Raw genomic sequence first — 12096 nt, 5'->3', positions numbered from 1 at the left:
CATTCAAAAGGGAGAATATCACGATCGGGATTCTGACATGGCCAATACGCCGAGCTTTACCAAGCTCGCGGCAACCGCGAGTGCCGCGCTTGTCGCGCTTGTCTTCATCAACATGGCCGGCAAGGCGCTGTATACGAAACCCGAGCTGGAAAGCCCGGCCTATGTGATCCTGGAGGAGACCGACGACACCGAGACCGCCGCAGCCGAACCCGAGGTGGAACTGACGTTCGAGGAATTGCTGGCCCAGGCCGATGTGGACGCCGGGGCGCGCGTGTTCAAGGAATGCCGCGCCTGCCACAAGGTCGAGGAGGGCGTGCACGCGGTTGGCCCGTCGCTGTATGGCGTCGTGGGGCGCGCGGTCGCGTCGTTTGACGATTTCAACTATTCCGGTGCGCTGGATGGCACGGCTGAGGTCTGGACGCCGCAGGCGATCAGCGAATTCATCACCAACCCGCGCGAATATGCGCCGGGCACGGCGATGACCTATAACGGCCTGCGCGATGCAGAGGATCGCGCCAATGTCATCGCCTATCTGCAAAGCGTGGACGGCTGAGCGGGCCGGCTCACGCAATCTCAACTTGAACAGGGCAAGGCGCGGCCCTTAGCTTGATCCGGGGCCGCGGCAGACGGCCCGGTTCATGAAAAGGGAGAGCGCCGATGACCCCCCACCGACCGCCCCGATCCGTCGTGCATGCCCGTGTGTGCGATCTGGCGCCCCTGCGCCCGTGGCTGACAGCCTGGGCGCTGTGCGTCGCGCTGGTGCTGGGGGCCAGCCAGGCCGTGGCAGAGGACGGGGTGATCGTGTCGCACGGCATCTCGACCTTTGGCGATCTGAAATACCCCGCCGATTTCGCGCATCTGGACTACGTCAATCCCGATGCGCCCAAGGGGGGCGAGATATCGGTCTGGGCGTTCGGCTCGTTCGACTCGATGCACCCTTACACCACCAAGGGCCGCGCGGGCGTGCTGTCCACGGTCTTCTTCGAATCCCTGCTGACGGGCACCGCCGACGAGGTCGGCGCCGCCTATGGCCTGCTGGCAGAGCGGATTGAGTATCCCGAGGATCGCAGTTGGGTGATCTTCGACATCCACCCCGAGGCGCGGTTTTCCGATGGCAGCCCGGTCACGGCCCAGGACGTGGTGTTTTCCTTTGACCTGTTCCGCGACAAGGGCCTGCCCAGTTTCCGGGTGCAGCTGTCGCGCCAGGTTACCAGCGCCGAGGTGTTGGGCGAGCGGCGGGTGAAATTCACCTTTGCCCAGGGCATTCCGACCCGCGACCTGCCGCAACTGGTGGGCGGCTTACCGGTCTTTTCCAAGGCGTTCTACGAAAGCCAGGGCCGCGATTTCGAGGAAAGCAGCCTGGAGCCGTTGCTGGGGTCCGGACCCTATGTTCTGGGTGAAATGGAGGTGGGCCAGACGCTGGTCTATACCCGCGACCCCGATTACTGGGGCGCCGATCTGCCGATCAATGTCGGGCGCAACAATTTCGACAGAATCCGGGTGGAATACTACGCCGACTACAACGCCGCATTCGAGGGGTTCAAGGGCGGCACCTATACCTTCCGCAACGAGGCATCCTCGAAAAGCTGGGCGACGGGATACGACTTCCCGGCGGTGCAGAACAGCTGGGTGCTGCGGCAGGAACTGCCCGACGGGGCGCTGGCCACCGGGCAAAGCTTTGTGTTCAACCTGCGCCGCCCGCAATTCCAGGATCCCCGCGTGCGCGAGGCGATCAGCCTGCTGTTCAATTTCGAATGGTCCAACGAAAAGCTGTTCTACGGAATTTACGCGCGCGTCAATTCGTTCTGGGAAAACAGTCATCTGGCCGCCGAGGGCCTGCCCGGCGAGGATGAGATCGCCCTGCTGGAGCCGCTGGTTGCAGAGGGGCTGTTGCCCGAAACCATCCTGACCGAACCTGCGGTGATGGCCCCCGAATCCGGGGCGCGTCAGCTGGACCGGCGCAACCTGCGCCGCGCCTCTGCCCTGCTGGACGAGGCGGGCTGGACAGTGGGTGCGGACGGCATGCGCCGCAAGGACGGCCAGACCCTGCGGGTGGAGTTTCTGAACGACAGTCAGACCTTCAACCGGGTGATCGAACCCTATGTGGAAAACCTGCGCCGCGCGGGCATCGACGCAAGCCACAGCTTTGTGGATAACGCGCAGGCGACCAATCGGGAACGGAACTACGATTTCGACATCATTACGGCGCAATTCCCCATGAACTATGTGCCCGGATCGGGCCTGCGGCAGTATTTCGGGTCGGAAACCGCCGATACGTCGGTGTTCAACAAGATGGGGTTGCAGGATCCTGCGGTGGACCGTCTGACCGACACCGTGCTGGCCGCTGAAAGCGACGCGGAACTGACCACCGCCGTGCGGGCGCTGGACCGGGTGCTGCGCAGCCTGCGCTTTTGGGTGCCGCAATGGTTCAAGGACACGCACACGGTGGCCTATTACGACATGTACGCCCACCCCGAGACCTTGCCGCCCTACGATCTGGGGCCGCTGGATTTCTGGTGGTATGACGCCGACAAGGCAGACCGGCTACGCGCCGCCGGCGCAATCAGATAAGAGGCACAGCACCCCATGGGCGCCTATATCCTGCGGCGATTGTTGCTGATCGTTCCGACGCTGATCGGGATCATGGTCATCAACTTTACCCTGACCCAGTTCGTCCCCGGCGGGCCGATCGAACAGATCATCGCCCAGATGGAGGGGCAGGGCGACGTGTTCCAGGGCATCGCCGGGGGCGGTGACGTGGGCGAATCCTTTGCCGCCGGCGGGGACGACAAATACCTGGGCGCGCGCGGCCTGCCGCCCGAGTTCATCGAAGAGCTGGAACGCGAATTTGGCTTTGACAAGCCGCCGCTGGAACGGTTCCTGACGATGCTGTGGAACTATCTGCGGTTCGATTTCGGGGAAAGCTACTTCCGGTCGGTCAGCGTGATCGACCTGGTGCTGGAAAAGATGCCGGTGTCGATCTCGCTGGGGCTGTGGTCCACGCTGATCGCCTATCTGGTGTCGATCCCGCTGGGCATCCGTAAGGCGGTCAGGGACGGCACGCCGTTCGACACATGGACCAGCGGCGCGATCATCATCGGCTATGCGATCCCCGGCTTTCTGTTCGCGGTGCTGTTGCTGGTGGTCTTTGCCGGCGGGTCGTATTTCCAGTGGTTCCCGCTGCGCGGCCTGACCTCGGACAATTTCGAGGAACTCAGCCTGATCGGCAAGATCGGGGATTATTTCTGGCACATCACCCTGCCGGTGCTTGCCACCACGATTTCCAGTTTCGCCACGCTGACCCTGCTGACGAAAAACTCCTTCCTGGATGAGATCAAGAAGCAATACGTCATCACCGCCAAGGCCAAGGGCCTGGCCGAAACCCGCGTTCTGTATGGTCATGTCTTTCGCAACGCGATGCTGATCGTGATCGCGGGTTTTCCCGCCATGTTCATCGGCGTGTTCTTCGGCGCCTCTATCATCATCGAGACGATCTTTTCGCTGGATGGTCTTGGCCGCATGGGGTTCGAGGCGGCGGTCGCGCGCGATTACCCGGTGATCTTTGCCACGCTTTACGTGTTCGGGCTGATCGGTCTGCTGGTGGGGTTGCTGTCCGACCTGACCTATGTGCTGGTCGATCCCCGGATCGACTTCGAAAGCCGGGAGACGTAAGCGATGCTGACCCTCTCGCCCCTGAACCAGCGCCGTTGGCGCAACTTCAAGCGCAACCGCCGCGCCTATTGGTCGCTGATCGTCTTTTCCATCCTGTTCGGCCTGACGCTGTTTGCCGAGGTGCTGGCCAACGACAAGCCGATCTATGTGCAGTATCGCGGCGAAAGCTTTTTCCCGATCTATCAGTTCTATCCGGAAACCGCCTTTGGCGGCGATCTGCGGACAGAGGCCGTCTATCGCGACATAGAGGTGCAATGCCTGATCGTGACCGGCGGGCTGATCGATTGCTGGGATTACCCCGAGGAATTGATAGAGGACGCGCAGGACGGCGAGATAAACGGCGAGGCGATCGAGAAGGGCCGCATCCTATGGCCGCCGATCCCCTACAGCTATTCCACGGTGAACGACATTGACGGCACCGCGCCCTCTCCTCCCGATGCGGATCACTGGCTGGGCACCGACGATACCGCGCGCGACGTGCTGGCGCGCGTGATCTACGGGTTCCGCCTGTCGATCCTGTTCACGCTGATGGTCACGGGGATTGCGTCCGTCATCGGGATCACGGCGGGGGCAGTGCAGGGGTTTTTCGGCGGGCTGACCGACCTGATCTTTCAGCGGTTCATCGAAATCTGGACCTCTACCCCGCAGCTTTACATCATCATCATCCTGTTCGCGATCCTGGGGCGCAGTTTTTGGCTGTTGGTGTTCCTGACGGCGCTGTTCGGCTGGCCCGCGCTGGTGGGCGTGGTGCGGGCCGAATTCCTGCGGGCGCGCAATTTCGAATATGTCCGCGCGGCCCGTGCCCTGGGCGTGTCGAACGTGACGATCATGTTCCGCCACATGCTGCCCAACGCGATGGTGGCCACGCTGACGCTGCTGCCCTTTATCATCACCGGCACGATCGGCACGCTGGCCAGCCTGGATTTCCTGGGCTTCGGCCTGCCATCCTCTGCCCCCTCGCTGGGCGAGCTGACGTTGCAGGCGAAACAGAACCTGCAAGCGCCCTGGCTGGCCTTTACCGCGTTCTTCACCTTCGCGATCATGCTGTCGCTCTTGGTGTTCATCTTTGAGGGCGTGCGCGACGCCTTTGACCCGAGGAAAACCTTTCAATGAATGCGGTTCTGAAGGTCGAAAACCTGTCCGTCAGCTTTCGCCAGGACGGGCGCGATATTCCAGCGGTGCGCGATGTCAGCTTTACCGTGGGGCGCGGTGAAACCGTGGCGCTGGTGGGTGAATCCGGGTCGGGCAAGTCGGTGACGGCGCTATCCACCGTGTCGCTGCTGCCGGGCAGTGCGACGGTGACCGGGTCCATCACCTATGAGGGCGAGGAAATGATCGGCGCCCCCGAACCGCGGCTGCGCGATATCCGGGGCGACGACATCAGCTTTATCTTTCAAGAGCCGATGACCTCGCTTAACCCGCTGCACACACTGGAAAAGCAGATCGGCGAAAGCCTGGCATTGCACCAGGGGCTGACCGGGGCGGCCGCGCGCGCCCGCATGCTGGAACTGCTGACCAAGGTCGGCATCCGCGACCCCGAAAGCCGCCTGAACGCCTATCCCCACCAACTGTCTGGCGGGCAGCGGCAGCGGGTGATGATCGCCATGGCGCTGGCCAACGGGCCGGACCTGCTGATTGCGGACGAACCGACCACCGCGCTGGACGTCACGATCGAGGCGCAGATTCTGGACCTGCTGGCCGATCTCAAGCGCGAAGAGAACATGAGCCTGCTGTTCATCACCCATGACCTGGGCGTGGTGCGCCGCATCGCCGACCGGGTTTGCGTGATGAAGGATGGCGCGTTGGTCGAGCAGGGGCCGACGGCGGACATCTTTGCCAATCCGCAGCATCCCTATACCCAAAAGCTGCTGGCCGCGGCAGCCACCGGCGCACCCGACCCGGTGGACGCGGAGGCCCCGGAAATCGTGCGCACCGACAACCTGCGCGTCTGGTTCCCGATCCAGCGCGGGTTCCTGCGGCGCACGGTGGGCCACGTCAAGGCGGTGAACGATGCGGATATATCCGTGCGGGCCGGCGAAACCCTGGGCATCGTGGGGGAATCGGGGTCGGGCAAGACGACGCTGGCCCTGGCGATCATGCGGTTGATTTCATCGGACGGGCAGATCGCGTTTCAGGGGCGCGATATCCACGGGCTGAAATCCCGCGCGCTGCGGCCCCTGCGGCGCGACATGCAGATCGTGTTCCAGGATCCGTTCGGCAGCCTCAGCCCGCGCATGACCATCGAACAGATCGTGGCCGAGGGGCTGGGCGTGCACGGGGTCCAGCCGGGCCATTCGAAACGCGAAGAGGTCGCGCAGATGTTGGCAGAGGTCGGGCTGGACCCGGCCATGATGCACCGCTACCCGCATGAATTTTCCGGCGGCCAGCGTCAGCGCATCGCCATTGCCCGCGCGATGATCTTGCGGCCGCGCCTGCTGGTGCTGGATGAACCCACCTCGGCGCTGGATATGACGGTGCAGGTGCAGATCGTGGACCTGCTGCGCGATCTGCAGCGCAAATACGACCTTGCCTACCTGTTCATCAGTCACGACCTGCGCGTTGTCCGCGCCCTGTCGCACAAGGTGATCGTGATGAAACAGGGCGATATCGTCGAGGCCGGAGAGACCAGCGCCGTGTTCCATGCGCCGCAGACCGATTATACCCGCACCCTGATGCGCGCGGCCTTTGGCGATCTGGGCCCCGGCGGGGCGGACGGTGCCGCGCTGGCGGGGCACTGACCCCTGACAAGACAAGCGCCCGCCCGGTTTCCCGGTGCGGGCGCGCCAAGGGGGTCTGTGGCCCCTTGAATGCGGCCGGGCGTGGCCCGGCCGGAAGGCTTAGATCGCCGAGCTGTGCCCCGCCTTGGACAGGTCGTAGGCATCGAAGCCCCGGGCGATCATCCGGGTCAGCGGCTTGCCGTGTTCCGGTACGATCAGCCCTTCGTTCGTCAGATCGACGAAACCGGCGAACTGGTCGGCCACCTCCTGGAACATCGCGTTCAGCTCAGCCTTGGTGATGTCGAACTGTTCGACGATCCCGGCGGTGGTGATGCGGAACTCGCACATCAACTGCTCGATCAGGCGCGAGCGCAGGTTGTCGTCCTCGGTAAAGACATGGCCGCGGCCGGTGGCAAAGCGCCCGTCGCGGACGCGCGCGGTATAATCCGAGGTGCCGGACAGGTTCTGCGCAAAGCCCTGCGGGAACTTGGAGATCGACGAGGCCCCCAGCCCGATCAGCGCGGCCGCGGTGTCGTCGGTGTACCCCTGGAAGTTCCGGCGCAGCTCGCCCGCGTCCAGCGCCTTGGTCAGGCCGTCGGTTTCCCGCGCGAAGTGGTCGATGCCGATTTCGCGGTAGCCGTCCCACAGGAACAGTTCCTTGGCGGTTTCGAACAGCTTCAGCCGGGCCTCGGGCGTCGGCAGGGCCTCGGCCGGGATCATCGACTGGCGGCGCGACATCCACGGAACGTGGGCATAGCCATACAGCGCCACCCGGTCGGGCGACAGCGACAGCAGCTTTTGCACCGATTCGGCGATGCGTTCGTTCGACTGGTGCGGCAGGCCATACAGGATGTCGGCGTTCAGGCTGGGAATGCCACGGTCGCGGATCATGTCCACCGCGTCGCGGGTGATGTCATAGCTCTGGATGCGGCCGATCACCGACTGGATCTGCGGGTCGAAATCCTGAATGCCGATAGAGGCCCGGTTCATCCCCGCCGCCGCCAGCACGTCCAGCCGCGCGGCGTCGATCTCGTTCGGGTCGATCTCGACCGAGAATTCGCCCGATTCGTGCATCGGCGCGATGGCAAAGACGGCCTCGGTCAGCTCTTTCATCATGTCGGCCGACAACAGCGTCGGCGTGCCCCCGCCCCAGTGCAGGCGCGACAGGGTCACGCCCTGCGGCAGGCGCCGGCCCAGCATCGCGATCTCGTCCTTGAGGGTGTCGAGATAGGCGCGAACGGGGGCGTCCGACCGCGTGCCCTGCGTCCGGCAGGCGCAGAACCAGCACAGCCGACGGCAGAAAGGCACATGAAGGTACAGGGAAATCTGCGAACCGGGCTCGATCTGGTCGATCCAGCCGGCGAAGTCTCCGTCGTCTACGGATGCATTGAAATGCGGTGCCGTGGGGTAGCTGGTGTAGCGGGGCACCTTGGCATCGAACAGACCAAGACGTGTGAGTTGCGATTCTGTGCTCATTGGACTAGCTTTAGGTTTACCCAAGGGCCTGCTCCTTGATCGAAGTCAAAACTGGAAACGGAATGGCCGTTACCGACCCTCCCCTTGCGCATGTAGATTGCTCGGATTGTCCGATCCGGCACCGTGCGGTCTGCGCCCGCTGTGAAAGTGACGAGCTGGATCAGCTTGAAAACATGAAATATTACCGCACCTTTGATGCGGGTCAGACGGTTATCTGGTCGGGCGACCGGATGGATTTCGTCGCCTCGGTGGTAGAGGGAATCGCCACCCTCAGCCAGACGATGGAGGATGGGCGCACCCAGATGGTGGGTTTGCTGCTGCCGTCCGATTTCGTCGGGCGTCCGGGCCGCGAGGCCGCCGCCTATGACGTGGTCGCCACGACCCCGCTGACGATGTGCTGTTTCCGCCGCAAACCGTTCGAAGAGCTGATGGGCAGAACGCCCCATATCGGCCAGCGCCTGCTGGAAATGACGCTGGACGAACTGGACGCGGCGCGGGAATGGATGCTGCTCTTGGGGCGCAAGACCGCGCGCGAAAAGATCGCAAGCCTGCTGGCCATCATCGCCCGGCGCGATGCGACGCTGAAACTGGGGCCGACGCGGGGCAAGATCGTCTTTGACCTGCCCCTGACGCGCGAGGCCATGGCCGATTACCTGGGCCTGACGCTGGAAACCGTCAGCCGCCAGATGTCCGCGCTGAAACGCGACGGCGTCATCGTGCTGGAAGGCAAGCGTCATGTGACGATCCCCGATTTCGACCGCCTGCTTGGCGAGACGGGCGATGACAACGATGGGGGCATGCCGGCGTAACGCGCGGCACACCCCCGGTTTTCCCTAATGCGCCATGAAGACCGGGAACTCGGTCTTTTCCAGGGTGCTGCGCGTGGCGCCGCCCAGGATCGCCTCGCGAAAGCGCGAATGACCATAGGCGCCCATGATCATCATGTCGGCATCGATGTCCTGGGCGTGGCGCATCAGCACGTCCGACACCCGCGGCATGGTCTTGGCCAGCACCGAGATTTCCGATTTTACCCCGTGGCGCGACAGCATCTGCGACAGCGCGCCGCCCGGATCGGAACGGTCGGGGCTGTGCTTCGGCGGATCGACCACGGCAATGTTGACCAGTTCGGCGGCCTGCATCAGGGGCATCGCCTGCTTGACCGCGGCCATGGCCTCGGCGCTTTGGTTCCAGGCGATCACGATTTTCTGGCCGATATTGGCGGTGTCGGCGTTTTCCGGCACGATCAGCAGGGGGGCGTGACCGTCGAACAGAACCGCCTCGACCGCCGCTTCGTCCTCGATGCCGCGACCCTCGCCATAGGGGCGGGGCATCACGACCAGGTCGGAAAACCGCGCCCGCTGCGCCACAAGGTGCGACAGCCCGGCAATCTGCGCCACGGCGGCCTCGGACGCCCAGGCGATGCCCTCGGGGGCCAGCCGCGCCTTGACGGCGGTTTCGATCGCGGCTGCGTCCTCTTGGGCCTTGTGCAGCGTTTCCTGCTGAATGAAGGCGTTGGTGCCTGCGTAGTAGTACCCTGTCTGGGTGCGATCCACGCCCAGGCACAGCACATCCAGATGCGCCTCTTCGCGCATGGCCAGCGTGATTGCCGGCTCCAGCGCCGAGGCGGAAATATCCGTATCGGTGATGATGGTCAAAATCGTCTTGTAAGCCACCGGGGTGTCTCCTTCCCGTCGGTCGTCGCGCTTGGGGGACTTTAGGCGCGCGGGGGCGGGCCGGGCTTTGACAAGGATCAATCTTGAATTGGAATGGGTCAAAGAAGACTTGACTTTGAACCATGCAAAGTTTTGCATACAACGGGATACGTCACGGTATCGTGAGGGAGTCGGTCGTGTGGGAATGACCGATGCGAGACGAAGGGAAATCCGATGTGGGATTACGTGAAGGTCGCCGTCTACGGCGCGATCGCGGCATGTGCTGCGTTTGCTGCCTATATGGCGCGCGACATGGCCTATCAGGTGCACATGATTATCGTGCTGGTGGTGGCCGGGGGCATGGTGCTGTACACGCTGCGCGGCCTGGGCCGCGCCAAGCCGGCACCTGAAACGGGATATATGGACGATGTCGTCCGCGCGGGCGTCATCGCGACGGCGTTCTGGGGGGTTGTGGGGTTTGCCGCAGGCACCTTCATCGCCAGTCAGCTGGCCTTTCCGGGCCTCAATTTCGAATGGGCGCAGGGTGTTCTGAACTTTGGCCGGTTGCGGCCGCTGCATACCTCGGCGGTGATCTTTGCCTTTGGCGGCAACGCGCTGATTGCGACATCCTTCTACGTGGTGCAGCGCACCAGCGCGGCGCGGCTGTGGGGCGGCAACGCCGCGTGGTTCGTGTTCTGGGGCTATCAGCTGTTCATCGTGCTGGCCGCGACCGGCTATCTGCTGGGCGTGACCCAGTCCAAGGAATACGCCGAGCCGGAATGGTACGTCGACATCTGGCTGACGATCATCTGGGTCACCTACCTGGCGATCTTCCTGGGTACGATCTTCAAGCGCAAGGAACCCCACATCTACGTGGCCAACTGGTTCTACCTGTCCTTCATCGTGACCGTCGCGATGCTGCACCTGGTGAACAACCTGTCGCTGCCTGTTTCGATCTACGGGTCCAAGTCGGTGCAGCTGTTCTCGGGTGTGCAGGACGCCATGACGCAGTGGTGGTACGGCCATAACGCGGTGGGCTTCTTCCTGACGGCCGGGTTCCTGGGGATGATGTACTACTTCGTGCCCAAGCAGGCCGAGCGCCCGGTCTACAGCTACAAGCTGTCGATCATCCACTTCTGGGCGCTGATCTTCATGTATATCTGGGCCGGTCCGCACCACCTGCACTATACCGCGCTGCCCGACTGGGCCGGCACGCTGGGCATGGTGTTCTCGATCATGCTGTGGATGCCGTCCTGGGGCGGCATGATCAACGGCCTGATGACGCTGTCGGGCGCCTGGGACAAGCTGCGCACCGACCCGATCATCCGCATGATGGTGGTCTCGGTCGGCTTTTACGGCATGTCCACCTTCGAGGGGCCGATGATGTCGATCCGGGCGGTGAACAGCCTGAGCCACTACACCGACTGGACCATCGGGCACGTGCATTCCGGCGCGTTGGGCTGGAACGGCATGATCACCTTCGGCGCGCTCTACTTCCTGGCGCCGCGGCTGTGGAACAAGGAACGGCTGTATTCCACCGCGATGGTGTCCTGGCACTTCTGGCTGGCGACGATCGGCATCGTTCTGTACGCGGCGTCGATGTGGGTGTCGGGCATCATGGAGGGCCTGATGTGGCGCGAGGTCGATGCCCAGGGCTTCCTGGTCAACAGCTTCGCCGACACGGTGGACGCCAAGTTCCCGATGTACGTGGTCCGTGCCCTGGGCGGTGGCCTGTACGTCACCGGCGGGCTGATCATGTGCTACAATCTGTGGAAAACCGCGACATCGGCACCGGCCAAATCGGCCACGCCCGTTGCGGCCCCGGCTGAATAAGGAGGGGCGACAATGGCAATTCTCGACAAACACAAGATCCTTGAGAAGAACGCGTCGCTGCTGCTGGTGTTCAGCTTTCTGGTTGTGACCATCGGCGGGTTGGTGGAAATCGCACCGCTCTTCTACCTCGAAAACACGATTGAAGAGGTAGAGGGCGTGCGCCCCTACTCGCCCATGGAACTGGCCGGGCGCGACATCTACGTCCGCGAAGGGTGCTATGTCTGCCACAGCCAGATGATCCGCCCCATGCGCGACGAGGTGGAACGCTATGGCCATTACAGCCTGGCGGCGGAATCGATGTACGACCATCCGTTCCAGTGGGGATCCAAGCGGACCGGGCCGGACCTGGCCCGCGTCGGCGGGCGCTATTCGGATGACTGGCACGTCCAGCACCTGCGCGACCCGCAGTCTGTGGTGCCGGAATCGGTGATGCCGAAATACGCCTTCCTGGAAAACCGGATGCTTGACGGCAAATACATCGAGGACAAGCTGCGCACGCATCTGGCCGTCGGTGTGCCCTATACCGACGAGATGCTGGAAAACGCGACCGCGGATTTCAACGCCCAGATCGACCCCTATGCCGATGGCGTGGACGGTCTGCTGGAACGGTATCCCGGCGCGCAGGTCCGCAATTTCGACGGCAATCCGGGTATCTCGGAAATGGATGCGCTGGTGGCCTACCTGCAAATGCTGGGCACGCTGGTCGATTTCTCGACCTTCGAGCCGCATGCAAGCCGCTGAGGTGG

10 protein-coding genes are annotated in these 12096 nt (G+C 63.4%); 8 read left to right on the top strand and 2 right to left on the bottom strand.

Translation table 11 applies throughout. The features are described from left to right. Positions 1-37 precede the first annotated feature (37 nt). The 5 genes from EV656_RS01995 (at position 38) to EV656_RS01975 (ending at position 6410) form a co-directional block, all read left to right on the top strand. A complete protein-coding gene (locus EV656_RS01995) occupies positions 38-553 on the top strand; it encodes a c-type cytochrome (protein WP_132598918.1) in 516 nt (171 codons plus the stop codon). 104 nt (positions 554-657) lie between these two features. Next, a complete protein-coding gene (locus tag EV656_RS01990; RefSeq protein ID WP_132598916.1) occupies positions 658-2571 on the top strand; it encodes an extracellular solute-binding protein in 1914 nt (637 codons plus the stop codon). 15 nt (positions 2572-2586) lie between these two features. Next, complete coding sequence (locus tag EV656_RS01985; RefSeq protein WP_132598914.1) at positions 2587-3672, top strand: microcin C ABC transporter permease YejB; 1086 nt, start codon at positions 2587-2589, stop codon at positions 3670-3672. Between the two features lie 3 nt (positions 3673-3675). After that, positions 3676-4785 (top strand): ABC transporter permease, encoded by a 1110-nt coding sequence (locus EV656_RS01980; RefSeq protein ID WP_132598912.1) that lies wholly within the window; start codon positions 3676-3678, stop codon positions 4783-4785. Beyond that, a complete protein-coding gene (locus EV656_RS01975) occupies positions 4782-6410 on the top strand; it encodes an ABC transporter ATP-binding protein (RefSeq protein ID WP_132598910.1) in 1629 nt (542 codons plus the stop codon). Before EV656_RS01980 ends, EV656_RS01975 begins: the two co-directional genes overlap by 4 nt. Before the next feature lie 99 nt (positions 6411-6509). Here the strand turns inward: EV656_RS01975 and hemN are convergent, their stop codons facing one another. Beyond that, entirely contained in the window at positions 6510-7865 is a 1356-nt protein-coding gene (hemN, locus tag EV656_RS01970; RefSeq protein WP_132598908.1) for an oxygen-independent coproporphyrinogen III oxidase, read from the bottom strand. Positions 7866-7927: 62 nt separating this feature from the next. On the opposite strand from hemN, the gene fnrL reads away from it, so the two are divergent. Then, positions 7928-8674, top strand: coding sequence for a transcriptional regulator FnrL (gene fnrL / locus EV656_RS01965; protein WP_132598906.1), 747 nt, complete (start codon positions 7928-7930; stop codon positions 8672-8674). 24 nt (positions 8675-8698) lie between these two features. Here the strand turns inward: fnrL and EV656_RS01960 are convergent, their stop codons facing one another. Next, positions 8699-9538 carry a universal stress protein gene (locus tag EV656_RS01960; RefSeq protein WP_132598904.1) on the bottom strand — a complete coding sequence of 280 codons (840 nt, stop codon included), beginning with the start codon at positions 9536-9538 and terminating at the stop codon, positions 8699-8701. Positions 9539-9751: 213 nt separating this feature from the next. Between EV656_RS01960 and ccoN the strand changes: the two genes are divergently transcribed. Then, positions 9752-11350: a cytochrome-c oxidase, cbb3-type subunit I gene (ccoN, locus tag EV656_RS01955; protein WP_132598902.1), complete on the top strand. Its 1599-nt coding sequence runs from the start codon at positions 9752-9754 to the stop codon at positions 11348-11350. 12 nt (positions 11351-11362) lie between these two features. Further along, on the top strand, positions 11363-12091 hold the full coding sequence (gene ccoO, locus EV656_RS01950; protein WP_132598900.1) for a cytochrome-c oxidase, cbb3-type subunit II: 729 nt from the start codon (positions 11363-11365) through the stop codon (positions 12089-12091). Positions 12092-12096 lie beyond the last annotated feature (5 nt).

Origin of the sequence: Rhodovulum adriaticum (assembly GCF_004345735.1) — a bacterium.
Taxonomy (GTDB): domain Bacteria; phylum Pseudomonadota; class Alphaproteobacteria; order Rhodobacterales; family Rhodobacteraceae; genus Rhodovulum; species Rhodovulum adriaticum.
This window is presented reverse-complemented; position numbering and strand designations above follow the sequence as displayed.